21 protein-coding genes are annotated in these 23,554 nt (G+C 61.5%); 7 read left to right on the plus strand and 14 right to left on the minus strand.

The genetic code is table 11. The features are described from left to right. Positions 1 to 51: 51 nt before the first annotated feature. Positions 52 to 1,425 (minus strand): DNA polymerase III subunit delta', encoded by a 1,374-nt coding sequence (locus tag HMPREF3053_RS06260; protein WP_016421943.1) that lies wholly within the window; start codon positions 1,423 to 1,425, stop codon positions 52 to 54. An 82-nt stretch (positions 1,426 to 1,507) separates the two neighbouring features. Between HMPREF3053_RS06260 and HMPREF3053_RS06265 the strand changes: the two genes are divergently transcribed. Together HMPREF3053_RS06265 and HMPREF3053_RS06270 are read left to right on the plus strand one after the other, a co-directional pair. Next, positions 1,508 to 3,034: an adenylate/guanylate cyclase domain-containing protein gene (locus HMPREF3053_RS06265; RefSeq protein WP_187399971.1), complete on the plus strand. Its 1,527-nt coding sequence runs from the start codon at positions 1,508 to 1,510 to the stop codon at positions 3,032 to 3,034. Between the two features lie 65 nt (positions 3,035 to 3,099). Continuing rightward, on the plus strand, positions 3,100 to 4,413 hold the full coding sequence (locus tag HMPREF3053_RS06270; protein WP_318155899.1) for a DUF418 domain-containing protein: 1,314 nt from the start codon (positions 3,100 to 3,102) through the stop codon (positions 4,411 to 4,413). Positions 4,414 to 4,459: 46 nt separating this feature from the next. Here HMPREF3053_RS06270 and topA read toward each other — a convergent pair whose 3' ends face one another. Then, complete coding sequence (topA, locus tag HMPREF3053_RS06275) at positions 4,460 to 7,420, minus strand: type I DNA topoisomerase (protein ID WP_070767438.1); 2,961 nt, start codon at positions 7,418 to 7,420, stop codon at positions 4,460 to 4,462. Positions 7,421 to 7,690: 270 nt separating this feature from the next. Here topA and HMPREF3053_RS11075 point away from each other — a divergent pair, with 270 nt between their 5' ends. Next, on the plus strand, positions 7,691 to 7,840 hold the full coding sequence (locus HMPREF3053_RS11075; protein WP_168166693.1) for a hypothetical protein: 150 nt from the start codon (positions 7,691 to 7,693) through the stop codon (positions 7,838 to 7,840). Between the two features lie 253 nt (positions 7,841 to 8,093). Here HMPREF3053_RS11075 and HMPREF3053_RS06280 read toward each other — a convergent pair whose 3' ends face one another. Further along, positions 8,094 to 8,297 carry a cold-shock protein gene (locus HMPREF3053_RS06280; protein ID WP_005511370.1) on the minus strand — a complete coding sequence of 68 codons (204 nt, stop codon included), beginning with the start codon at positions 8,295 to 8,297 and terminating at the stop codon, positions 8,094 to 8,096. A 315-nt stretch (positions 8,298 to 8,612) separates the two neighbouring features. Here HMPREF3053_RS06280 and HMPREF3053_RS06285 point away from each other — a divergent pair, with 315 nt between their 5' ends. Next, entirely contained in the window at positions 8,613 to 10,949 is a 2,337-nt protein-coding gene (locus tag HMPREF3053_RS06285; RefSeq protein ID WP_070549775.1) for a DEAD/DEAH box helicase, read from the plus strand. On the opposite strand, the gene HMPREF3053_RS06290 is transcribed toward HMPREF3053_RS06285, so the two are convergent. The 7 genes from HMPREF3053_RS06290 to HMPREF3053_RS06320 form a co-directional block, all read right to left on the minus strand. Beyond that, positions 10,933 to 11,298, minus strand: coding sequence for an Rv3654c family TadE-like protein (locus tag HMPREF3053_RS06290; RefSeq protein ID WP_016421937.1), 366 nt, complete (start codon positions 11,296 to 11,298; stop codon positions 10,933 to 10,935). The genes HMPREF3053_RS06285 and HMPREF3053_RS06290 overlap by 17 nt on opposite strands. Then, positions 11,295 to 11,648 (minus strand): TadE family type IV pilus minor pilin, encoded by a 354-nt coding sequence (locus HMPREF3053_RS06295; RefSeq protein ID WP_016421936.1) that lies wholly within the window; start codon positions 11,646 to 11,648, stop codon positions 11,295 to 11,297. Before HMPREF3053_RS06295 ends, HMPREF3053_RS06290 begins: the two co-directional genes overlap by 4 nt. Continuing rightward, complete coding sequence (locus tag HMPREF3053_RS06300) at positions 11,641 to 11,913, minus strand: DUF4244 domain-containing protein (RefSeq protein ID WP_016421935.1); 273 nt, start codon at positions 11,911 to 11,913, stop codon at positions 11,641 to 11,643. The genes HMPREF3053_RS06295 and HMPREF3053_RS06300 overlap by 8 nt, the downstream gene beginning before the upstream one ends. A gap of 206 nt (positions 11,914 to 12,119) precedes the next feature. Then, entirely contained in the window at positions 12,120 to 12,773 is a 654-nt protein-coding gene (locus tag HMPREF3053_RS06305; protein ID WP_016421934.1) for a type II secretion system F family protein, read from the minus strand. Continuing rightward, on the minus strand, positions 12,770 to 13,660 hold the full coding sequence (locus tag HMPREF3053_RS06310) for a type II secretion system F family protein (RefSeq protein WP_070429254.1): 891 nt from the start codon (positions 13,658 to 13,660) through the stop codon (positions 12,770 to 12,772). Before HMPREF3053_RS06310 ends, HMPREF3053_RS06305 begins: the two co-directional genes overlap by 4 nt. A 66-nt stretch (positions 13,661 to 13,726) precedes the next feature. After that, positions 13,727 to 14,872 (minus strand): TadA family conjugal transfer-associated ATPase, encoded by a 1,146-nt coding sequence (locus HMPREF3053_RS06315; RefSeq protein WP_080969542.1) that lies wholly within the window; start codon positions 14,870 to 14,872, stop codon positions 13,727 to 13,729. After that, a complete protein-coding gene (locus tag HMPREF3053_RS06320; protein WP_246815966.1) occupies positions 14,865 to 16,265 on the minus strand; it encodes a CpaE-like family protein in 1,401 nt (466 codons plus the stop codon). The genes HMPREF3053_RS06315 and HMPREF3053_RS06320 overlap by 8 nt, the downstream gene beginning before the upstream one ends. A 666-nt stretch (positions 16,266 to 16,931) precedes the next feature. Between HMPREF3053_RS06320 and HMPREF3053_RS06325 the strand changes: the two genes are divergently transcribed. Beyond that, positions 16,932 to 17,831 (plus strand): HAD family hydrolase, encoded by a 900-nt coding sequence (locus HMPREF3053_RS06325; protein WP_083317225.1) that lies wholly within the window; start codon positions 16,932 to 16,934, stop codon positions 17,829 to 17,831. 24 nt (positions 17,832 to 17,855) lie between these two features. Here HMPREF3053_RS06325 and HMPREF3053_RS06330 read toward each other — a convergent pair whose 3' ends face one another. After that, positions 17,856 to 18,863, minus strand: a complete 1,008-nt coding sequence (locus tag HMPREF3053_RS06330) for a Fic family protein (protein WP_083310812.1) — start codon at positions 18,861 to 18,863, stop codon at positions 17,856 to 17,858. A gap of 204 nt (positions 18,864 to 19,067) precedes the next feature. On the opposite strand from HMPREF3053_RS06330, the gene HMPREF3053_RS06335 reads away from it, so the two are divergent. Next, entirely contained in the window at positions 19,068 to 19,568 is a 501-nt protein-coding gene (locus HMPREF3053_RS06335; protein ID WP_070767439.1) for a phage holin family protein, read from the plus strand. A 93-nt stretch (positions 19,569 to 19,661) separates the two neighbouring features. Next, positions 19,662 to 20,639 carry an alpha/beta fold hydrolase gene (locus tag HMPREF3053_RS06340; RefSeq protein WP_070767440.1) on the plus strand — a complete coding sequence of 326 codons (978 nt, stop codon included), beginning with the start codon at positions 19,662 to 19,664 and terminating at the stop codon, positions 20,637 to 20,639. Between the two features lie 83 nt (positions 20,640 to 20,722). Here HMPREF3053_RS06340 and HMPREF3053_RS06345 read toward each other — a convergent pair whose 3' ends face one another. From HMPREF3053_RS06345 to HMPREF3053_RS06355, 3 genes are read right to left on the minus strand one after another with little or no spacing between them, the layout of a single operon-like run. After that, a complete protein-coding gene (locus tag HMPREF3053_RS06345; protein ID WP_070767441.1) occupies positions 20,723 to 21,919 on the minus strand; it encodes a MarP family serine protease in 1,197 nt (398 codons plus the stop codon). Continuing rightward, positions 21,916 to 22,788 carry an NUDIX hydrolase gene (locus HMPREF3053_RS06350; RefSeq protein WP_070767442.1) on the minus strand — a complete coding sequence of 291 codons (873 nt, stop codon included), beginning with the start codon at positions 22,786 to 22,788 and terminating at the stop codon, positions 21,916 to 21,918. The genes HMPREF3053_RS06345 and HMPREF3053_RS06350 overlap by 4 nt, the downstream gene beginning before the upstream one ends. Further along, a complete protein-coding gene (locus HMPREF3053_RS06355; RefSeq protein WP_070767443.1) occupies positions 22,785 to 23,543 on the minus strand; it encodes a TlpA family protein disulfide reductase in 759 nt (252 codons plus the stop codon). Before HMPREF3053_RS06355 ends, HMPREF3053_RS06350 begins: the two co-directional genes overlap by 4 nt. Positions 23,544 to 23,554: the final 11 nt, after the last annotated feature.

Here is a 23,554-nt window from a genome sequence, read left to right on the forward strand (position 1 = left end):
TCGCTACCAAAATGGGGCCTGCAGTCCGCTGCATTAGGCGCGGCTACCGGCTTACCTACGACCAACCTGCCCCGCGATCTGCAATTTAGCCATCAATTCATCCATCAAGACCGTCAACTTCACTGCAGTCACGAGCATGCCGCGCACCTCGGTGACAGCATCGATGGAGGCCAATATCGCCTCCGGCGGAAGGCGTCGGGCTAGCTCCGTGGCTGTCCGACGACGGTCTGGATTTATGAGGTAGACCGCGCCATCGCCAAACTCAGAACCAGCACCAAAGCCCGAATCCCCCGAAGCAGTCTCACCACCACGTTCCGCCCCAAACGCCAGCACCAGGGCGTCACGGTAAAGCCCCATAATGTCGGTCAACGACAGGTCGATCAGATCTGACTCCGCGCGCCTGCGCCGCCGCTTCTGATTTTCCTCCAGCTCCTTGATAACCCCCTTAGAGCCGCGCAGTGCCGCCTGCGCACCCTTGCCGGACGCACCTACGCCCAGTGAGCGCTCGAGGTTCTCCAGCTCCTCAGCCTCTAGTGGCTCCATCCGCCGCTTGACCTCGCCTGCTACTTCGTTGGCCAGCTCACGCGCCGCCACGTATGACTTCGCCGGATCGAACACAGCCTCCACGAAATCCAGGGCCTTACCCCGCCAAGCACGCGAGCCCTCATCGGAGACAAAGCCACGCGCACGCCCAATGTGACCGTTGGACACCGTCGCGGCCCAGACCGCTTGCTCGTCGGTAAGCTCTGGCCGCTCGGCGCGCAGGAGGTTTGTGACATCGTCGATATGCGGCGTCGGCACATAGACATGGCGGCAGCGCGAACGGAGCGTAACGGAGAAATCCTCCGCGTTTGTCGTTGGTGCGCACATGATGATGACGGTGCGCAGAGGCGGCTCTTCCACCACCTTGAGCAGCGCATTTGAGGCGGATTCGTTGAGACGGTCGGCGTCTTCGATGATCAGCACGCGGCAATCCGCCGTCGTGGGCATCTTGTAAGCCCAGGGCCGCAGCTCGTCCCTCACCGTCGCCACCGAGATAATGGTGCCCTCCGGGCGCACGATTTTGATGTCGCCATGCGTTCCCGCCAGCGCCGTCCGGCAGCCCTCGCACTCACCGCATCCGGGGTTGTCATGCCTCGTGCACAGCAGCGCCGCCGCAAACGCCGTCGCCGTCACCGACCGCCCCGACCCCGCAGGACCAGTGAACAGCCAGGCGTGCGTCATGTCCGAGTCGCGTGGCACATCGCTTAACGACGACCCCGCGTCCCCACCTTCCGGCGAAACCTCCGCCCCATCGCCTGCCAGCGGTTGACCATTGGCAAAGCGATAATGCGCAGCGCGCACAGCAGCCTGCAGCCGCTGACGAACCCCACCGGTTTCGGGCATACGAGAAAACACGCTGCGCTCTGTCATGGGCTCTGTCATGGCCACAACTCTAGCGCGCCCCACAAGACTCTTGTGAGGTAACTACTCCCTGCAATCCGGGGTTGCCACTAAGGTAGTAGTCATGCAACGGCTCTGGCGAAATCTGAAATGGCTAAGCGGGACAATGTGGCCTGCTTATGCCTCATTTATCTTCGTCTGCAACCTTGTCGGAGCCATGATTGTCGGCTTGTTCCTCGGCATGCTGTTGCCACTGAACCAAGAAACTCACTTGCCACGGTTGGCCAATGGTGTCATTTATGCCCTGGCTGGGTACCTGGTTCTGGCGATTATCGCGGGCATCGGCACCACGTGGATCCTGTTCAAACCGCTGGTGAAATGGCAGCGTCATCCGGATATGCACGATCCGCGGCGGGTGCGATATCTGGTCATGCGCGTGCCCGTCTACCAGGCACTTTTGGGTACCGTCATCTGGTCTTTGGGCGTGATTGTCTTCAGCGGAGTCGCGTTCGCCTATGACAGCAAGATTGGCATGATGGTGCTGCTCACCTCGGTGCTCGGTGGCGCCATGGTGGCGCTGTTGACCTATCTGATTGCGGAGCGCATGGTGCGTCCAGTCGCCGTGGAGGCGCTGGCGCGTCGGGCTCCGGATTCCTCGCTGGAGCCACCGATTGGTCACCGCCTGCGCCAGACATGGGTGTTGACCAGCGGTGTTCCAGTGGTGGCAATCCTGCTTGTGCTGATTGGTCAGCGCCGTGGCCTATTCACAGATGACGCGGCAGATTTGCTGCCCACCATCACCGCGCTGGCAATTCTGGCTCTGATTACCGGCTATTTCGGCACGATGCTGGCCAGCATGTCCATCGTTGACCCGATTCGGGATCTCACGGGCGCAATCAACAAGGTTCGCCAGGGCCAGGTGGAAACACGCGTGCCTATTTACGACGGCTCCGAGATGGGCGTTCTCCAAGCGGGCTTCAATGAAATGATGCGTGGCTTGCAGGAGCGTCAGCGGGTCCGTGACCTCTTTGGCCGTTACGTCGGCTCTGAGGTCGCCCGTAAGGCTCTGGAAGAAAAGCCAACTTTGGGCGGCGAGAATCGCCTCGTCGCGGTGCTGTTTGTGGATGTAATTGGTTCAACCAACTTCGCGGAGAAGAACTCGCCAGAGGTCGTTGTCCGCGAACTCAATGCGTTCTTCGACCACGTTGTCGACTGTGTGCACCGCAATAAGGGCATTATCAACAAGTTCCAGGGTGACGCAGCTCTGGCTGTCTTCGGCGCTCCCCTGCCCCTCGACGACACGGCTGGTCACGCCCTCACCGCCGCCCGTGAACTGCGCGAGGAACTGCTCGACCTCCAACTCAGCGCTGGCATTGGCGTCTCCGCCGGTCATGTCGTCGCGGGCCACATCGGTGCTCGTGACCGTTTTGAGTACACGGTCATTGGTGACGCGGTTAACCAGGCCGCTCGTCTGACCGAGTTGGCTAAGGACACCCCGGGCCGCGTGCTCGCCACGGCTTCCACTATCCGCCTGGCCAACGAGGACGAGCAGGCTCGCTGGACCACCCTGAAGTCCGTGGAGCTGCGCGGCCGCACGCACATGACGCAGCTTGCGCGCCCGGTGCGCCCGACGCTTGCCGACGAGGCCTAGGGGGCAGCGGACTCGTCGGTCTCGCCAACCTGCGTACCCTCCCGCAAATCCTTTACGTTGGAGGAATGACTGACAGCCGCTCCAGCTCTAGCACCAACCCCAGACCTCGCATGCTCGTCCCCGACGCTGCGCGCGGATTCGCTCTTCTCGGCATCGCTATCGCAAACATTGCCACTGCCTGGCTGGTTGCAAGCCCCGAGCTGCCCGGAGCATTCTTCGGCGGCGTCATAAACGACAGCATCGCCGACAAGGCCACCGTGCTTTTTACCGCTGTGACCGCACACAATCGCGGGCTGCCGATGTTCGCAACGCTGCTCGGTTTCGGTGTCGGACTCATTGTCCGCAGTTTGGCCAGGAGGAACTTTCCACGGTCGCGGGCGCGAGTGGTCGTCGTAAAGCGTTATGCGTTCCTGGGGCTGTTCGGCATCGCGCACATGCTGTTTCTGTTCTTTGGCGACATCATGTTTCTCTACGGCATCTGCGGCATCATCCTGGGGCTGCTTATGGGGCTTAGCAACAAAGTGCTGACTATCCTCGCATGGATTGCGCTGACAGTTAATGCGGTATTGAGCCTGCTGTTTTTGGTTTTCACAATTGCGATGCCCGACGTCGGGTTGGACGGTTCCGACATGACCGAGCTCGTCAACGGCGGTGCGATTGAAACAAGTTACCTGGATATGCTCGCCGCGAATCTCGAGGCCCTGACAATGAGCATCACTACTCTGCCGCTACAGCTGTTCCTCTACCTGCCGGTGATGATGATTGGCTTCGTGTGGGCGCGCAAAGGCGTGCTTGACGACGTTGACGCGCACCGTCCCCTGCTTATTCGGTGGCTCGTGGTGGCCGTGATTGTCGCCTTCGGTGTCGGTATCCCTATGGGGTTGGCAGCGATTGGAGTTCTTCCAGCCGGACAGCACATGGCCTTCTTGGTAATTAATAACTTTGCCGGAGTGTTCGCCGGTCCTGGCATCCTAGCCGGGCTGGCGTTGGCGCTGCAGCCGCTCCAGCGACGCCTGAACGAGGGCGCCGCTGTACCAGGTTGGCTGGTGCCGATTGTGGCGCTCGGCAAGCGTTCGATGACCGGCTACCTGATGCAGTCGGTGATCTTCTTTGTGCTGGTGTACCCGTTTATGCTGGATATCCCGCGCGACATGGGCGCGTTCGTGCAAACGCTCATCGCTGTAGGCGTCTGGTTGGTGACACTGTTGGCCGCGTGGGCGATGGAGCGTCGCGGCATGCAGGGGCCGTTTGAGAAGGTGCATCGCCGGCTGTCGTACGGGCCGACGATGCGGGCGGAGGTGGCCGGGGTCGGTGGCCCCAAGCCAACTCCGCAGGAGGCGCCGGGCGCACCAGCTCCGCAGGGGGCGCCGGGCGCTTAAGTGCTCTGCACCCATTTCGCCCCTGCCGCGGCTAACGGTCAATGCGCTACTTGCCCTTACGCGTTGCCTTCACCACTCGCTTGGTGGTGCGCTTGACTGCCTTCCTGGTGGTCTTCTTCGCAGCCTTCTTCGTGGTCTTGCGAGTCGACTTCTTCGCAGCCTTCTTAGTGCCACCATCGGCGGCTTCCTTCGCGCGGCGCTCAGACAGCAGCTCGCAGGCGCGGGCATCGGTCAGAGTCTCAGGCGTATCCCCCTTGCGCAGCGAAGCATTGGTGACGCCATCGGTGACGTACGGACCGAAGCGTCCATCTTTCACCGACATCGGGCGACCGGAGACATCGTTGTCGCCCAGCTGCTTCAGCGGCGGCTTCGCAGCAGCGCGACCGCGGCGCTTCGGCTCAGCGTAGATACGACGCGCCTCGTCCAATGTCACGGTGAAAATCTGCTCTTCGTTAGCAAGTGAACGCGAGTCCGTGCCCTTCTTCAGGTACGGACCGTAACGACCATTCTGAGCAGTAATAACCTCGTTATCGACCGGGTCGACACCGACCTCACGCGGCAGGCTCATCAGCTTCAGAGCCTCTTCCAACGTGACAGTCGACGGCTCCATGGAGGAAAACAGCGAGGCCGTCTTCGGCTTCAGAGTTTCCTCGATGATTTCCGCGGTGCGCTTTTCCTTCTGCTTGGCAGCGGTCTTGGTTTCCCAGTTCTTCTTTCGCTTGCCCTCGGCAGCGCGCTGAGCGTCCTCTTCGGCGCGCTCAGCTGCGATGATCTCCTCAGCCTTGGCTACGACACCTTCGCGCTCTTCATCGGTGACCAGCTCGGTGACGTAGGGGCCGTAGCGGCCATCGCGAGCGACAATCATGCGACCATTGGCCGGGTTAATGCCCAGTTCACGGCCACCCTGCGGCATGGCCAGCAGCTTCTCGGCGGCGGCCAGGTCCAGCTCGTCCGGAGTCATGGCCTCCGGGATGTTGGCGCGCTGCACCTCGTCGGCACCGTTTTCACCGGTACCCGGGCGAGTGCGCTCCAGGTACGGCCCATAGCGGCCAACGCGAACGATGATTGGGTTACCCTCGGCATCGTCGAAAAGGTGGAGAGAATTGACCTTCCGAGCATCAATCGATTCCAAGTTCACATCGATGATGTTCTTCAGACCACCGTGGGTCGCAATAGCGTCGGCTCCCTTGTGGCGGTGATCCTTGTCATCGCCGAAGTAGAAACCGGTCAGCCAGGTCGTGCGATCCTTATTGCCCGCAGCAATGCCGTCGAGCTCATCCTCCAGCTCGGAGGTGAAGTCGTAGTTGACCAAATCGGAGAACGCTTCCTCCATCAGCCCCACCACGGCAAAGGCCACCCACGAGGGCACCAGAGCGTTACCGCGGGAGTAGACGTAGCCGCGATCCTGAATGGTCTTGATAATCGACGCGTAGGTCGACGGACGACCAATTCCCAGGTCCTCCATCTTCTTCACCAAGCTGGCTTCAGTGAAGCGCGCAGGCGGGTTAGTGGAGTGACTGTCGGCACTGAAGTCCGTGGCCGTCAGGCCCTGGCCTTCCGTCAACTGTGGCAGACGCTTCTCGGCGTTGTCGGCGACCTTGCGGCCGTCGGAAAGCGCGGAGACCTCGACGTATGCCTTGAGGAAGCCCGGGAAACGAATCGTGCGTCCAGTGGAGGCGAACTCGACGGCGTGCGTGTCGGTAGCACCGGCGATGGTGACCTTCATGGACGTGCCGCGTGCGTCGGCCATCTGCGAGGCGACGGTGCGCTGCCAGATTAGTTCGTAGAGTTTGAACTCCTCGGCATCCAGCGAGCCAGCCAGCTGCCCCGGTGTTGCGAACGTCTCGCCCGCCGGGCGAATCGCCTCGTGCGCTTCCTGCGAGTTCTTCACCTTGCGCGAGTACTGGCGCGGCGCATCGGCGACGTACTCCGAGCCGTAAAGCTCCAACGCCTGCTTACGCGCGGCGTCGATACCGGCCTTGGACAGCGTCGTGGAGTCAGTACGCATGTAGGTAATATGACCGTTTTCGTACAGACGCTGCGCCACACGCATCGTGCGCTCAGAGGTGTAATGCAGCTTGCGGCCGGCCTCCTGCTGCAGCGTGGACGTCATAAACGGCGGGTACGGCCGGCGGGTGTACGGCTTCTCCTCCACCGACGCGACCTTGAGCTCGGAGCCCACGAGGTCCGCCGCCAGAGTTTCGGCGAGCTGCTTATCGACGACCCGAATGCCCTCAGACTTCTTCAGCTGGCCACGGTCATCGAAGTCGCGGCCCTGCGCTACGCGCTGACCATCAACGCTGGTCAGGGTTGCGACAAATTCCTTCGGCTGGTTGGCATCAGCAGAAGCCGAGCCGGTGTCCAAAGTTGCGGCGACATCCCAGTACTCAGCGGAGATAAACGCCATGCGCTCGCGCTCACGCTCGACGATGACCCGCGTTGCCACCGACTGCACACGACCTGCCGACAGGCGCGGCATGACCTTCTTCCACAGCACCGGGGAGACCTCGTAGCCGTAAAGACGGTCGAGGATACGGCGACCTTCCTGGGCATCGACCAGGTTCTGGTCCAGCTCACGGGTGTTGGCAGCGGCCTCCAAGATGGCCTGCTTGGTGATCTCATGGAACACCATGCGGCGCACCGGCACCTTGGGCTTCAGAACCTCCAGCAAGTGCCAGGCAATCGCCTCGCCCTCACGGTCGGGGTCCGTTGCGAGATAGAGTTCGTCGACCTCCTTGAGCTTGGCCTTCAGGTCGGCGACTTTCTTCTTCTTATCAGCGCTGACGACATATAACGGAGCGAATCCGTTGTCGACATTCACACCCAGACGAGCCCAGGGTTCCTTCTTGTAACGAGCCGGAACGTCGGCTGCGCCACGGGGCAAGTCGCGAATGTGGCCCACCGACGCCTCCACGATGTAATCATCGCCGAGATACGGCTGAATCTTGCGAGCTTTCGTCGCCGACTCGACAATTACAAGGCGCTTGAGGCCGTCTGAATTCGCCATAGAAGTTTTTCTATCCTGCAACGTTGAATGTTTTTGACTGTTTAGATTCTTGTTTTCGTTTAAATCTTGGGGTTCTTGGCCGGACTCTGGCTGGGCTTCAGCTGTGAGAGGCCCGCAATCGGTTCCAACCGGTTCCGATCAGTGCAAATCAGTTCCCGGCCGCGTTCTCCCCGGAAGATTATCTGGAAAGAATATGAAGAATATAAGGAATACCGTACACACAATCTAGTTTGTCGCGTGGATTCCTCAAGTATCGGGCGGATTTTGGGTGTGACTGAAGGGGCTGCTGTGGGGGATCCCCGGTGGCCGGCAGTTGCCGACCCGACGACTGCTGTGCGGCTGGCCATGATTATCCCAGTGGCTGTCAGTGGCTGGCCACGACAGGCCACAGCGGGCGCAGCCGCCGCAGCGGCCGCGTGATTGCGGGCTGCAAATGTGAAACTGTATGAGTTTATGACACTTTCAAGCCATTTTTCGGGCCATTTTTGTCATAAACGTAGTCAGTAACTCGGATTGACCCACTGCCCCCAGAAATACAAAAATCCCACGCAGAAATCACTTTCCACGTGGGAGAATCAAGGCTCACCCCATGAACACAACATGGACCTTGAAAAGCCAAAAACTCCGCGCGACAGACTAGGCAAAAGCCCAGTTCAACCCGGAAACGGTTGACTTACAGAGGCTTCACGTCCAGAGCCTGCGGACCCTTCTGGCCCTCACCAATCTCGAACTCGACTGCCTGGTTCTCTTCCAGCGTCTTGAAACCAGTGCCCTGGATCTCTGAGTAGTGAACGAACACGTCGTTGCCACCGTCAGCTGGGGCGATAAACCCGAAGCCCTTCTCCGAGTTGAACCACTTCACAGTACCCTGTGCCATTACAAAACTTCCCAACTTCAGGATTCGATAAAACAAGTATTCGCCACGCACATCCGGCCACACACGATGGGGTAAACACGGCCAAAGCACCCTTTCGCCTCGTGCGAGTTTTTGCTGGGTGCCCGTTGGCGGGCGATACACTCAAAAAGTCTGCCACGTTTGGGGCGCGAGCGCCGATTAGGAACAGCTTCTTGCCACCCCCGTAAACCCGTGTTCGGAGTCCGGAGAAACTGGGGTGTCGAATAGCGAGAATGTGGCTGATAGGAAGCGTCGTCAAGCATATGAAGTGCGCGTTTACAGGAAAGGGTGGTGTCGGTGGAGTCGTTTGGGCGGGAGCTGCTGGGGCCGGTTATTCGTGCGCATCCGCGGGCGACGGTGACGCACATTGCGGATCTTCCTGCACGCGCTGGCGTGACTGCGCCTTGGCCTGAGTGGGTGCTAAGTTGGCTGAGAGAAGTGCTGGTAGATCGCGGAATTGAGAACCTGTGGACTCATCAGGCGACAACCGCGAACCTCGCCCGCGAGGGCGTGCACTGCGTCGTCGCGACGGGCACGGCGTCGGGTAAATCGCTCGGCTACCTGCTGCCCGTGCTCACAGAACTGTCCGCCACCCCCGCGGCCACCGCGCTGTACCTCTCCCCGACCAAGGCGCTGGGCGCCGATCAGCTGGACACTGCACGCGCGATGGCACCGGCGTCACTGAGTTCGCTGATTTCGCTTTACGACGGCGACACCCCACAAGACGCCCGGCGCGCCATCCGCGACCACGCCCGTTGGGTGTTTACCAACCCCGATATGCTGCATGTTTCGGTGCTCGGCAACCATGTTCGATGGACGCGGATGCTGCGCAACCTGCGCTATATCGTCGTCGACGAATGCCATGCCTATCGAGGCGTGTTCGGCGCCAACGTCTCCCAAATTCTGCGTCGCCTCCTGCGGCTATCCCGCGAGTACGGCGCCTCGCCGACCGTGATTTTTGCCTCTGCGACGACCAACGACCCCGCTGACCAGGCTCGTCGCCTCATCGGCGAGCCTGTCGAGGCCATCACCGAAGACGGCGCCCCGGTCGGCGAGCGAACTATCGCCCTGTGGGAACCCGGCCTGCTCCCCGACCTCCAAGGCGAGAACGGCGCACCCGTGCGCCGCCCCGCCCCGACCGAGGCCGCGGATATCATGGCCGACCTGCTTGTCGAGGGCGCCCGCACCCTGACCTTCACCCGTTCGCGAAGCAGTGCTGAGAAGGTAGCGCTCGGCGTGCGCGAGCGCCTGGAGAAGCGCCACCGCAGCGATATCGCCGAGCGCATCGAGTCTTACCGCGCCGGCTACCTGGCCGAAGAGCGCCGCGACATCGAGCGCATGCTCGATGACGGCACCCTGCTAGGTGTGGCCACCACCAATGCACTGGAACTGGGCATTGACGTCGGCGGCCTCGACGCGGTGGTACAGGCCGGTTTCCCGGGCACGGTCGCTTCATTCTGGCAGCAGGCCGGCCGCGCGGGTCGTCGTGGTCAGGGCGCACTGGTGGTGTTGGTGGCTCGCGATGACCCCATGGACACGTACTTGGTCCACAACCCGTCCGCACTGCTGGGCAGGCCGGTGGAAAAGACCGTCTTCGATCCCCGCAACCCGCATGTGGTGTGGTCACATCTCTACTGCGCGGCTGTGGAGAAACCCGTAACCACCAGTCAGCTTCAAGCGTGGGGAACCATGCCCGTAGCCGAAGACATGGTGGCCGCGGGATGGTTGCGCAAGCGCACCTGGGAAGGACAAGAGCCCGTCTACTACCCAACCGACCGCGATGAAGGGCCGCGTATCGCCACTGCTCACGATGCCGTGAACGTCCGTGGCGGCGATGGTCAGGAAGTGGCTATCGTCGACCAGACCGATGGCCGACTGCTTGGCACCATCGATCTTGGCCGTGCGATGCAGCAGGTTCACGACGGTGCCGTCTACTTGCACCGCGGCGAGTCCTACCTTGTCGACCAGCTGGACTTCGACAGCCTCGTCGCCCTGGTCCACCCCGAGCAGCCGCGCTATTCCACCAGCTCACGCATGGACACCACCATCCGCATCCTCGATGTTGACGATATGCGCCACTACCAGGGCCTACAGGTCGCTTCCTGCCAGGTCGAGGTCTTTCACCAGGTCACCTCCTATCTTCGTCGCCTGGATACCGGCGAGATTCTCGACAGTGTTGAACTTGACTACCCTCCGCAGCGTTTGGTCACGCGCGCCGTGGCCTACACAATGCCCGAGTCCACCCTGCGCTCCTGGGGCGTGGGCTCCGACATCGCGCCGGGGGCTCTTCACGCAGCCGAGCACGCGGCTATCGGCATGCTGCCACTGATTGCCACCTGCGACCGCTGGGACATCGGCGGTGTTTCCACGGTCATGCACGCCGATACCCAGCAGCCCACCGTTTTTGTGTACGACGGGCACCCTGGTGGTGCGGGGTTTGCCGACCGTGGCTACGAGGCCTTCGCTCAGTGGATTCGCGCAACCCGCGATGCCGTCGCCGCCTGCGAGTGCGAATCCGGCTGCCCATCGTGCATCCAGTCGCCCAAGTGCGGCAATGGCAACGATCCGCTGGACAAGGCCGGCGCAATCAAGGTGCTCAGTGGGGTGTCGCGCGCGCTTAACGACGGCCAGTAGCAGCATCCTCCACCGCTACCGGCCCTGCCCTGGACGTGGCTTTTCTCTCCTTTCGTTGGACGCTGACCTGCACGTCCTCCCCATCAATCTCGCAGGCCACAATGCGTGCATGATTAGCTTTTGCGATTGACCCCGCAGCTTTGCAGGCGTCGTCGCTCTCTTGCGCAGCCACGGCGCCGGCCACCGCGGCCAGATCCGCTGCTACCGCTGCCTGCCGCGCCTGCACCACCCTCACCCCGGCCGTAACTCCGACCAAAGTCAGAACGACGAAAGCGGCGATGAACAGTGCGGCTGCGACTGTGGTGGAACCTTCTTCTTCGCGGAGAAGGCGGGCTGTCACGTTTCTCATGACGATGCCGCTCTCTCCCGCAGTGCAACCGCGCGTGCTTCCAGCGAAAATGGCCCCGCTGAGCGCCGAATGGTCACGCGCACGGTACCGGAGGTTTCCGATATCGCGACCTGCCCATCTGCGTCGGCGCGGAGCTCGGCTACTGTCTCCGCATCGCCCCGTGCCTCAGCCCGTGCGATGGCTCCGGCTGCGTCGGTAAGCCCTAGGTACATTGCGATGGTGACCAGCCCGGACAGAGCCGTGGCCATGACCGTGACCAGTGCCGCGAGACCGAAAGCGGTTTCTACCGTGGTTTGGCCTTCGTCGCCGACGCACAGGCGATGAAGCGTAGAGCGGATGCGGCTAGACATCGGTGTTGAGCGCCCTTTCGATGATATCGGTGAGCGCCTGGGTGATATCGCCGCCGGTCACGACGGTGTAGAGCAGGGCTCCGAAAGCTGCGGCCGCAATAGTTCCGAGAGCATATTCCACGGTTGACATGCCGTTTTCCTCAGTTGCCAGAGCGTGCAGACGCTTGTGCAAATACGAGCGCAGCTGGGACTGCGCAGCGGTCAGCGGATTGGTTGAAGAGTTGGTTGGAAGGTTGGTCGGATGGTTGGAGTTTTGAGTGGTCATGAGTGTTTCCCCCTGTGTGGATGTCGAGTGACAGGTCAGTTGTGAGGTGTGATGTGCATTGACGCGCGTTGATGCGGGTTGATGCGTGTTGGAATGCGGCGCGGCAGGCGGACCACGCGCACAACCGAAGTCACAGCTGAGAGCGCAACCAGCACTGCATCCGGCGCGTGCCAGCGCGCGGGGCTTGGCGCAGAAGTGTCCACGCTTCATGACGGCATCAGTCCTGCAAACATTTCGTCGGCAAGCCCAGCGATGGTGGGCACCAAACCCAGCACCACAAACGCGGGTAGAAAGCACAACGCCAGCGGCCCGGCAATGAGGACACCAGCCTTTTCGGCGACGGCTTGCGCCGCATCGTGCGCTTGACTGCGGTACATGGCAGCGGTGTCCTCCAAGGCCTGCGCCAGAACGGTGCCGGATTCGCTTGCTCGGCGCCCAGCTGTCGCCAGGGGCACGAGCGCGGGTGTGGCAGCAAGGCTTTCCCAAGTGGAGTGCGCGCCCACGGACAACCTGGCGGAACACTGTCGAAGTGGCTCGGCCAGCTCAGGGTTTGCACCATCGGCAGCTGCTGCCATGGCCTGTGACAACGGCATACCGGAGCTCAAACAAGCGCCAATGATGTCGAGGGCCGCTGCGGCATCGAGCAGCACAGCCGAGCTGATGCGCTCACCTCCAATGAGAGTTCGCACACGTTCCCGCACCTGTGCGGCAATCTGCGACACCCGATTGGTCACCTGTCGACGTAGGCCTCCTCGCACACGAGCATCCGACTCGGCTACCAATTCGGGCAGTCGGCTGCGGACGGGATTGAACGTCGGCAAGCAGAGGTAGACGGCGATGAGAAGTGCGGCGGCAATCATTGTCCGGCCTCCGCACGATCGATGATGGCGACCGCCCATTCGATGCCCGCGCACACCAGCCCGACACCGATGACCAGCACAATTCCTCCGATACCGCGACTGAGGAACTCGAATGGGGACGCTCCGAAAGCTTGCCCCATGACCAAACCGAACACCGGCAGCGATGCCAAGATGGCGATCGTCATGCGCGGTCCCGCCAGCGCGGCAGACGTCTGTGAGCGATGCGCCTGACGAGCCTGCAGATCACCCCGCGCGCAGTCCAGCAACCCAGCCAAACTCAGACCGTGTTGCTGCGCCACCGTCCACATACGCCCAATCCGGCGCAGTTGCTCCGAAGATTCTTCGCCCTCCCACGGGTCGGCGAAGTTCGCGCGATGCGCCGCGTGCGCGAGATGATCAGCCAACACAGTCTCATCCCCTGACCTGCGCAATTCCGCTGCTGCCGCGTTGAGCGCTCGTGAAGCCGCCGCTCCTGCGCGCAGCCGCGCGGTCAAAGTTTCCAGCGCTACCGCAGCGCTGTCCGCTTCCCGACGTTCACAGCGCCTCTCCCCCACAGCGCGCACTACTGCCCCTGCGGTGCGACCCAGCAACAGCCCGGCTATGACACCTGGAATCCCGGCGAGCCACAGCAACACGAGTGCTGGGCCTGCAACGATGAGGATTGATAGTCCTGCAGTTCGATTCGCACTGCCAGTGCTTACTGCACTCGACCCCGTGGAACCAGCACCAAGTCCAACCATGCGCTGCAACCACTTCAGCCCGCCGGACACCTCGCGGCCACGGCCTGCCAGTGCTCGCGAGCGCACCGCCGCCGAGCTGTCCGGCCAGATAGCGACCGCCGCAGCCGCTCCCCCAATGAGCATCGCCACGCTAAACCCTTCCCCCATAGCTGTTAATCTCCCCGTCTAATCCCCTGACTTTTCCTCTAGTCATTCCATCGGGTATTCCACCGGTTATTCCCCGCCGACCAGCAACTTCTGCAACGCTTCCCAACCCGGCCCAGGCCCATCCCGAGCAGTCCAGACCTCCACCACCTCCGGTGGGTTACCGCGTAGCAGCCCGATCTGTGCCAGCCTGCGAACATCAGCGCGTTCGACCACCAACACCACCTGCACCGCCGAGACCAACTGCGCATGTAGCCCGGCGCGACCAAGGCCACCGATCAACCCCAGGGCCTCAAAGCGCGCGACGACATCCCCAATCCGGTTGGCGTGAATTGTCCCCGCCCCACCGCGATGCCCCGTATTCAACGCTGCCAGCAGATCCACCACTTCGGCGCCTCGAATCTCACCGACGACAATGCGGTCGGGACGCATGCGCAGCGCCTGCTTCAGCAACTCCTGCTGCCCAATCGCACCGGCACCCTCCAGGTTGGCGGCCCTGGTCACCAGCTTCACCACATGCGGGTGCTGCGGTTGCAACTCCGGAGTGTCCTCGATACACACAATGCGCTGGTCAGGATTAACTTCTGAAAGCATCGCCGCCAATAGCGTGGTCTTTCCCGCACCCGTGCCACCGGCGACAATAAACGAAAGCTGTCCCGCCACGATTCCCCGGAGCACCGGCAGAATCTCCGGTGGAAATAGCCCGACATCGCATAGCTCCGCAAGTCCGCGACGAGCCGGACGCAGCACCCGCAGGCTAATCTGAGTGCCGGTCGCCGACGGTGGGGAAAGCACCGCATGAACTCGCACACCACAGCCGCCGACACCACCAGGAATATGGCCGTCGGCCCAGGGTTGCGCGTCGTCAAGCCTTCGTCCACACCGCGACGCGAGCCGCACCGCATACGCGCGCACCTCGCCCTCGTCCGTGAAGGAAATCTCGGCCCGCTCCAGTCCGTTGCCAGCGTCGACCCAGACCTCGCCCGGCGCGGTGACCAGCACATCGCTGACACCCGGGCGTCGCAACAGCGCATCCAACACACCCGCGCCCACTGTTTCCTCGCGAATCGTGCGTAGAATCTCCAGCACCTTCACATCGGAGACAACCCCCGAGGTCTCTGCTCGAATGATGTCGGCGACCTCGCTATGCGATGCCACCCCAGGCCGCTCCGCAAGCGCCGTCCGCACCGCCGCCAACAGCCTGACGTCATCCATCGCCACCACCGCCGACAAGGGCAAACATCGCTTCCAATCCCCGCGTCAGCTTGCCGACGGTTCCAGCGAGCCCGCCCACATCTATCTCGTGAGCTACCTTCTTGCAGTACTCAATCTCACCAACAATAGGCAGGTCGAGAGCGTATTCCACCTCTTCGACACTGATATCGCGGTGCTGCTGGTACCTCACTGCAAGATTTGGGGTGAACCCCGCCTGTGCACAGATGCTCGCCAAGTGCCCAGCGGCTGCGATGGCTCGAACGGAGGTGGGCAGGACTATGACGGTGTCATCGGCAAGTGCGCCGAGAGTGGTGACGTACTCCACCTGCTTCGGGCAGTCCACGATGACCGTAATTCCGGCATGAATAAGGCAACTAATGGTGCTGGCAATGTGCCGGACATCGTCGGGCCTGTCGGTTCTGTCGGCGCTGTCGAATTTGTTGTTCGCCGAGGCGTGGTTGTAAGTCGTCTCGGGCGTGCGACTGCGAGTCCACGTCAACACTTTCAGAGCGGGTGATCGCGGGCAGGATGGCAGTGCTTCGTAGAGTGCCGCTCCGTCGAGACGACCATCAGCAGCCGAGAAGTCCTGCCACCTCAATCCCGGTTCCGTTTCCATCCCGAGCACCAGATCAATGCCTCCCGCGAGCACGTCCGCGTCCACCAAACAGATGGGCCTTTCACGGGAAAGAACCAATGCACTCGCCGCCGCGGCAATGGAAGCCCCGGCACCGCCGACCGCAGGAACCAACATCAGGCACGTTGCCGTGGAATCGGTTGTAGTTGCCGGCACGTTCGGTACGGGTTCTGTACCCGGTGCTGTAATCACGTCTGCGAAGGCAGGTGACGCTGGGTTCTGATGGTGGTTCAGGTGGTTCGAGCGGTTTTGGCAATCGGAGGGCTTCGGAGCATCCGGGCGTACGTCGCCACGGCCGAGCAGCTCGACAATATCGACGTTGTCCGCGGGCAAACTGGCGCTGTAAACAGGAGCTAAAACCTCCGCTACCTGCGCATCTTCCGCCTCAGTATCACTGCGGACCAGAAAGATCGCTCCCTCACTATGAGGCCGTCCGGCTAATCTTCGGGCTGCCGGTGCATCGACGAACACCGCTGGTGCCCGACGCCACAGGGCCGATGAAACTCCCGCTCCTGTCGATACTGACGATGGGGAAGGCTCTGGGGCTGATGATGATAGTGATGCTGGCGGCGAAGCAAATGTTTGTGCGGCCACTGACGCTGCAGCCACAGGTGGCACGGTCTCCTGCACACAGTCACGACCGGTAGCAGCGACTATGAGCGCAACCTCTTCACGCAGCGCCTCATCATCGACGGCGTTGACTACTGGATTTGCTGAAGCCTCGGTTCGCTGAGCCATGGACAGTTTCTTGATTGCCATGGCCATAGCGTGCACTACAGGGCGGATTCAATGATGCCCGCAAGGGGCCAAAACCTCGCTGTCTGTGGATAATTTTCAGACTGTGGATAACTGCAGAACGCCATGTCGCCTTTGCCTTATGGCTACTGCGCGGCCTGACCAATGCAAGTTAGTGACTACGTTTATGTCAGGTGGCGTTGGGTCGATGCGAGTTAGTGACTGTGTTTATGACAAAAATGGCACGAAAAATGACTTGAAAGTGTCATAAACTCATACAGTTTCACATTTGCAGCCCGCAATTTTTACTACGTACCCCTCAACATTGGGCCAAAAAGGGGCGACGCCCCGCGCCGGGGGGGGGATTGGCGCGAGGCGTCTTTAACCGGCTCGGGGGGGGATTGAGCCGGGGCGGCCTCGCAGTCTGTTTCTAAAAAGAACAAGAAGGGGCCAGCCACGTCCAAGTATTACATATCCCAAGGAATCTGCAAATACCTTACAAAGGATTTAATGCCCAATATGTTCGATGTCACGTTTCCTCGATTAATCGCGCCCAGGAAATGCCGCGCCCCAATCGCCGCCAAGCCCCCCACGACCGCCACCGGCCCAATCGCCCCAGTCCCCCACCCAGCAGTTAAACACTCATAATGCTCTCCCCGGGTCCGACATCCATGGGTAAGCTCGGAGTCTATGAACACCGGCGAGAACAAGGCGTCAACAACGCCGCAGCCTCACGCTTCTACGGACACGAGCAGCTCTAAAAATGCCCAAATCGCTGCAGGCCTCCACGCCACCGCTGACTCTCGCGTCGCTGCGTTCTTTGACCTGGATAAAACCATTATTGCCAAGAGCTCGGCATATGCGTTCAACAAGCAATTCCTCGAGCGCGGCATCATTTCGCCGACAGACATGCTGCAAATGGCGCTCAGCCATGCCCTATACATGTCGCAGGGACACGATGAGGCGCAAATGGAGGCCACCCGCGAGCAGTTTTCCGCCCTTATCGCTGGTCACAGCGCCAGGGAGCTGCGCCAGGTCGCCATCGAAACCCTAGAGCAGAACATCACGCCGTACATCTACGCCGAGGCATTGGAGCTCATTCGTGAACACCGCGCACAGGGGCATCAGGTGTTCATTATCTCGGCATCGGCTCGGCAGATTGTTGAGCCCATTGCGCAGGCGCTCGGTGTCTACAACGTGGTGGCCACCGAGCTGGAGGTCCGCGATGGGCTCTTCACGGGTGAAACGGAGTTCTTCTGCCGAGGCGAAAACAAGGCCGTGCAGATGCGTCGGATAGCGGAAAAGCGCCAGTTCGACCTGGCCGAATGCTTTGCGTACTCGGATTCCATCACTGATGAGCCCATGCTGTCTGCAGTCGGCCATCCCGTTGTGGTCAATCCCGATCGCGCCCTGCGCAAGATTGCGACGGAACGTGAGTGGCCTGTGCGCCAATTCCGGAATCCCGTCCCGCTGTTTCGCGCGCCGTCGAAACGCAATGCTGCAATTCTTGCCGGCGTCACACTGGCGCTTGGCGCGGGTGCGACGCTGTTGGCACTGCGCAACAACGACGACGAGTCAAAGGCCGACTAACCCACCATCCGGCAGCCGGCCCGCCTACACCGCTTCGGCGATACCGCGCGCTTCCACGGCACCGGCCTTCAGCCCCTCCAGGTGCAGGAGAATCCACGCACGCAGGCCATCGGCGCTTCCCGACGCAAACCCCTCTGCGGCCTCGACATACTCCTGGCGGTGGCGAGTCCAGTAGACCTCGGGCACGGCCAAGCCACGCGGATCCAGGCCGGTTGCGACAGTTGTCAGTCGCGAGGCGGCGCGGGCGATGATGCCGTTGTGATACTCGAAGGGGCGCAGAGTCAGCAGCTCACCGTGCACAATCGCCGAGAGCACACCAGCATGAATCTGGCTGCGGCCAGTGATGAAGTCACCGAGCACGTGCAGACGCTGCTCCTTCATCGCAGACGAGAGCTTGTCGTCACCGACCGGACGGCCGGCCTTCATCCGCGCCTCGGAACCGTCTTCAGTTTCACCTGCGGGCGATGCGTTCAACGCAAACTTGGCCAGCACCTGCTGCGGAGCGCGCTGCCACACGCGGGTGGTCTCACCAATTGACTCCGGGGAAATGGTGTCGGCAACCCGCAGGGCTGCTGCGAGTACGGGATCGGTGATGTTGCCGTCGTCGGGAAGCGATGGCTCGCCGCCTTCTAGCCACGCCGATGCCCGAGCGCCACGCAGGACCGACTCGGAGCCGGTGACGTTGTGCTTGCGCAGGTTGGCTTTGTGCCTATGGACGGACTGGATGGCCTTGGCCGCGACATCAGCCGCGTGTGCAACGCCGTCGAGCTGCCACAGGGGCGCGAGGGGGTCCTTGGGGTCAAGCTGCGGAATAGCAGCGGCGGGAGCACTGTCAGCGCGACCGGCACCCGATTCAGATGCCTTCGCCTGCGCTGCCTCACGCTCTGCGCGCTTCTTCGCCGACACGGAGGACACACCCAGGCTCATGCCAGCTAGGCCACCCTTTCCGACACCGGCGCCATTGCCGTCACCCTTTCCGACACCGGCACCAACTCCATCGGCTCCACGCACGTTCTCAGGCTGATTGTTCATATCCCACACCCTAATTCTTCACCGCTAAGTAAGTGACAAACTTATATAGAAATGGTCAAAGATGAGAAAAACTTCAACGAGTTCTTGGCTTTTTCGCCCTTATGGCGCGCCCTACCCACAATCAGAGGTAGTATGGCAGTTTGTAACTGCAGTTTTAAAGTTTCCAACCATCTTTTCCAACCATCTGCGTAGGAGGAAGTACACGTGAGCAACGACGATACGAAGGGTCTCTTTACCGACGGCACCGAACCGCGTGTTACCGCTATCCCGCTGAGTGATGTGGATAGCAACGCATCGGGTGATGCTAGCATCGGCCAGCTCGTGTCTAATGCTTCTTCGCAGATTTCCGCTCTGGTTCGCTCTGAGATTGAGCTGGCCAAGGCTGAAATTGCTGGCGAGGCTAAGAAGGGTGCAGTTGGCGGTGGCTTCTTCGCGGTTGCCGGCGTCGTCGCGCTGTACTCCTCGTTCTTCTTTTTCTTCTTCCTCGGCTGGCTGCTGGATCTTTGGCTGCCGACCTGGGCTGCATTCCTCATCGTTTTCGTTCTGATGCTGGTCATCGCCGGTGTCGCGGCGCTGCTGGGTCTGAAGAAGGTCAAGTCGATCCGCAAGCCGGAGAAGACCATCGAGTCGATGCAGGAGCTGAAGGGGGTCGTGCCGTCGGGGTCGGCGAAGAAGTCTTCGCAGTCGAACGGTATGTACACCTAAAGGCTTAAAAAGAAATTGGGCGGGACTTGTTGGTCTCGCCCTTTTGTCTTATTCAGTCCCGGTTTAAGCCCTTCGGATAAGGTATTTCCCCTCATGACCTCCCTCAGCGATTCTCTTACCGGCCCCTGGCGTCATCGTCTCATTCACGTCCGCGGCCAGCGCCTACACATCGCCGAGTGCGGCCGCCCCTCCGATCCGCTCGTGTTGTTTATTCACGGCTCGACTGGCGGTTGGTTTGAATGGCGCGAGGTTTTGCCAATGCTTAACGACGACTCGGGCGACCCCCTCCCCGTGCACGCTGTGGCTATTTCTATGCGTGGCTACGGTCAGTCCGACCGAACACCGCATGGCTACGATCCGTTTGAGGCGGCCCAGGACATCGCCTCGTCGATTCGCTCGTTGGGGCACTCGACCGCACTGCTGGTCTGTCAGGGGTTCGGCACGTGGGTGGCATGGACGCTGGCCTCGCGGCAGCCGAATCTTGTTACCGGAATTATTGGTTGTGGTGCTGCACATCCGAAGGTGTGGCTCAACCAGTTGAAGAGCCCGTGGTCGGAGGACTTCCGCAATAGCCTTGCCCCGCTGCTGCGCCGTTCGTGGTGGGACTCGCGGCCACGGGTACCGCGGTTGCGTCGCAATAAGTTCAGCACGCAGGCAGCTGAGGCTCGCCAGCAGCGGCTCATTGACCGCATCGTGCGCGAGTCCATGTCCACCGCCGGGGAGGGGTTCGCCGAGACCCCTGAGGGGAAACAGACCGCGGAACTCATGGCTGACAGCCTGACCAGTGGTGCACTCCGCCCTGCACTGGCTCACATGAATTGGTGGACGCGACCGGCTCCGGTCGCTTTCCGCAAGTGGTTGGGTGCGATGGAGGGCTCGTCGAAAAACGATGAGCACACGGTGCTGCTCGTCGGCGAGCAGGACACTCGTACCCCACCTGCGCTGGTGGAGCTCAGCTCCACCCACGTGCGCGTCATCCCGGGCTGTGGGCACTTCCTGCCGGTAGAGAAACCGCAGGCTGTGGTGCAGGCAATCAGAGATCACCTGCACTGGTTGCCGGAGGGATCTTAGGCTCCGGCACGGCTGAAGCCAGCCAGAACTCTCCTGCGGCTGGGACTAGGGGCTGCCCTGCCCACAGACACACAACTTGCCGCTTACCCCGCCACGCACTCCTGCGTGCTGATGGCCCCGTAGTGATTCATCGCCTCATCAATGTGTGGCTGGACCTCGGCGTGCGTCAGCGCGTAACCAGTCTGGTCATTGTTCACACCGGCACCGAAGACCAAGCCCAGGATCTGCCCCTGTGGCGTAATCAGTGGTCCGCCCGAGTTGCCGTGGCGCACATCTGCCTTCAGAACATAGGACTGGCGCTCGTGTCGAGTCGACGAATAAATATCCGGGCCTCGAATAATAATGTTCTCCGTCACGCGCGCAGGCGTGGCTTTAAAGGGGCCGGACTCGGGAAAGCCCAGCACTACCGCGTCATCACCCGGACGAGCTTCCTGGTCCGCCCACTGCATGGGCTCCAGGGGTAGGTCGGTGGTCCGGAGCAAGGCGACGTCGTCAAGCGGATCGTAGTGCACGACGTTTGCGTCAGCCATGCCGACCACAGTTTCCAGCCGAACAGTGGTGGCGCCGGCGACCACGTGCGCGTTGGTGAGAATCAGATCCGGTGCGATGACAAAGCCCGTGCCCTGCAGCAAGCGTTCGCACTGCGGGGCCTCGCCCAAGACGCGGACGATGGACGGTCGAATACTGTCGACGACACCTTGTGAAATCACATTGGGGTCGGCGGGTTCATCGGGGACGTTCTGCTTGTAGCCGAATGGCGGAGCGATGGCGGGCATTCCATCGTCGCGGAGCTGACGGAGGATGCCACTGAAGCCGTCACTCCATTCGTCGGGCGCGACCTGGTCAATGAGGTTCATGCCCTTGGACTCACGCACCCAGTCGGCGAACTGCCCGGGCACGGCGGTGGCCAGGGGTACGGCGATCATCCATGTCACTACCAGCGCAGTCACGGACTGCACGATGGCACCAAGGCTCGAATCCAGGCCGACTGCCAACGGCGAGCGAATGGTATTCCGCAGCGACTGCCCCGCCACTGTTCCCACCGCATGACCAATCAGGGCGAACAGAATCACCGTGCCGAGGCCCAGAAGAACCTTTCCCGACTGGTTCTCGACCTGCGCCATAGCTAGCGGCGCCAAGGGCACACCAATAACCAAGCCCAGGACAACGCCCAAAATGGCCATAATCGACGAGACGGCGCCCTGCTGCCAGCCAACGACGAGCGCGAAAATGAAAACCGCCAGCAGCACAACGTCAAACACAGCGATTGCAGGCATCATCGTCGGCCTCCCTTCAGTACGGACAGTTTTTCACCATTAGCGGAACGCGCGAGTACCGGCAAAAGTTTCTGCACGTTGGTGTCGTCCCACGGTTCCGACCAGCCGGCCACATCCAGCAAGTAGGACAGCACGCCGCCGGTAAAGCCCCAAACGACGAAGTCACCAACCTTAAATGCCGGCCCTGTCCAGCCGTGATACCCCAGCATCATGCGGTTGTCCGGATTTGTCAGGTGGCTAATTGGCACATTGAGCACCGATTCCGTCTCCCCCGGGTCGACTACACGCAGCGGATGCGGTGCGTGCCAATACGCCAATACCGGATTGACCGCGAAGCCCGTTCGCGAAATATCAATCGAGTCCAGCACCCGCACCGGCGTCACCGTCTTTCGGTCCAGCCCGGTTTCTTCCTCTGCTTCACGCAGCGCGGTATCGACCTCGTCCACGTCCCCGGGGTCGATGTGACCGCCCGGAAACGCCATCTGACCTGCATGCTTACGCAGCGTTGTCGCCCTGTGAATAAGCACCACACTGGCATCCTCCGGCCGCTGATGCGCCTCCGCATCACCGCTGAGCAGCACCAACACCGCCGACCGCGCAGGATTCCGCAACGGTTTCTCCTGCGTCGAGGAGTCTCGCCGCAACTTCGCAAACGCGCGCTTCACGCTTGACGACGAATCGGAGCGACCGGCCACCTTCTGCTCCGAGTGATCTGTTGCGTCGTGGCTAGCGCTGCTGGCGTGGCCTGTTGCGTCGAGCCCTGCCGCGCCATGATCAGCGCTGACCAGGTGCGGCGGCAAACTATTGGTCAACCACTTCGGCAGATACAGCCCCGAGCTTGCGTCGCGATTCCACGACTGTCCCTTAGTCACTTCAACGCACCTCGCACGAGATCAGTAATCTGCTGCGCATCGGTGAATTCACCGGGATGAATGGTCGCCACTGTGCCATCTGCCTTAAACACCACGGTAATGGGCACAACTCGCGGTAGATTCAACGCTGGTCCGACCACATCGACCGTGTCCGAGTAGGTCGGTAGATTCACTCCGATTTCCTGCAGGAAGGCCTGGCCACGCCCCGCCTCGCGAGCCGCATGCACCGTCACCACCTGCACATCTGGGTTGTCCTTGCCCCATTGCGCGATAAGCGGCAGCTCTTGGCGACACGGCCCACAGTTCCACGCCCAGACATTAAGCACGGTTGGCTTGCCCTCGACGACCTGGCCCATGTCTACCAGTTCCGTTCGGCCAGCCTCGTTGCTCTGATCCGCTGAGCCTCCCGACTCCGCCAACAGCGGCAAGCGCACACCGGCCAGCGAGCCACTACCCGCTACCGCCGCGATCTCGTCCTTCGACATCGCTGGCGCCGCCGATGCACCATCCACCTCATCATCACTGCCGGTGCCATCACTGCCAGCGCCATCCACACCGGCACTCACACCAGCTCCGGCCCCACCATCATCGGCCTCGTCATTGCCACCAGTGGTATTCACAATCGCGAAAACCACCAGCCCCACAATGCTAATTCCCGCGATGAGCAGTGTAATCAGCGATGCCGAACGGTTAACGTCCGCCTGCCGATCCCCAATGTGGCCACCATTGTGACTACGACCGCCCTGCTCATTCACGAAAAGTGCTC

This window comes from Corynebacterium sp. HMSC064E07, assembly GCF_001815745.1.
GTDB lineage: Bacteria > Actinomycetota > Actinomycetes > Mycobacteriales > Mycobacteriaceae > Corynebacterium > Corynebacterium jeikeium_D.

Bases quoted from the DNA above. Each gene is read 5' to 3' on its own strand.
- HMPREF3053_RS06280 (WP_005511370.1), bottom strand. From the start codon at position 8,297: ATGGCACAGGGTACTGTGAAGTGGTTCAACTCGGAGAAGGGCTTCGGG.
- HMPREF3053_RS06315 (WP_080969542.1), bottom strand. From the start codon at position 14,872: ATGGATGACGTCAGGCTGTTGGCGGCGGTGCGGACGGCGCTTGCGGAG.
- HMPREF3053_RS06330 (WP_083310812.1), bottom strand. From the start codon at position 18,863: ATGAACAATCAGCCTGAGAACGTGCGTGGAGCCGATGGAGTTGGTGCC.
- HMPREF3053_RS06305 (WP_016421934.1), bottom strand. From the start codon at position 12,773: ATGATTGCCGCCGCACTTCTCATCGCCGTCTACCTCTGCTTGCCGACG.
- HMPREF3053_RS06270 (WP_318155899.1), top strand. From the start codon at position 3,100: ATGACTGACAGCCGCTCCAGCTCTAGCACCAACCCCAGACCTCGCATG.
- HMPREF3053_RS06290 (WP_016421937.1), bottom strand. From the start codon at position 11,298: ATGAGAAACGTGACAGCCCGCCTTCTCCGCGAAGAAGAAGGTTCCACC.
- HMPREF3053_RS06340 (WP_070767440.1), top strand. From the start codon at position 19,662: ATGACCTCCCTCAGCGATTCTCTTACCGGCCCCTGGCGTCATCGTCTC.
- HMPREF3053_RS06320 (WP_246815966.1), bottom strand. From the start codon at position 16,265: ATGGCAATCAAGAAACTGTCCATGGCTCAGCGAACCGAGGCTTCAGCA.
- HMPREF3053_RS06345 (WP_070767441.1), bottom strand. From the start codon at position 21,919: ATGATGCCTGCAATCGCTGTGTTTGACGTTGTGCTGCTGGCGGTTTTC.
- HMPREF3053_RS06325 (WP_083317225.1), top strand. From the start codon at position 16,932: ATGAACACCGGCGAGAACAAGGCGTCAACAACGCCGCAGCCTCACGCT.
- HMPREF3053_RS06295 (WP_016421936.1), bottom strand. From the start codon at position 11,648: ATGTCTAGCCGCATCCGCTCTACGCTTCATCGCCTGTGCGTCGGCGAC.
- HMPREF3053_RS06260 (WP_016421943.1), bottom strand. From the start codon at position 1,425: ATGACAGAGCCCATGACAGAGCGCAGCGTGTTTTCTCGTATGCCCGAA.
- HMPREF3053_RS06265 (WP_187399971.1), top strand. From the start codon at position 1,508: ATGCAACGGCTCTGGCGAAATCTGAAATGGCTAAGCGGGACAATGTGG.
- HMPREF3053_RS06310 (WP_070429254.1), bottom strand. From the start codon at position 13,660: ATGGGGGAAGGGTTTAGCGTGGCGATGCTCATTGGGGGAGCGGCTGCG.
- topA (WP_070767438.1), bottom strand. From the start codon at position 7,420: ATGGCGAATTCAGACGGCCTCAAGCGCCTTGTAATTGTCGAGTCGGCG.
- HMPREF3053_RS06300 (WP_016421935.1), bottom strand. From the start codon at position 11,913: ATGACCACTCAAAACTCCAACCATCCGACCAACCTTCCAACCAACTCT.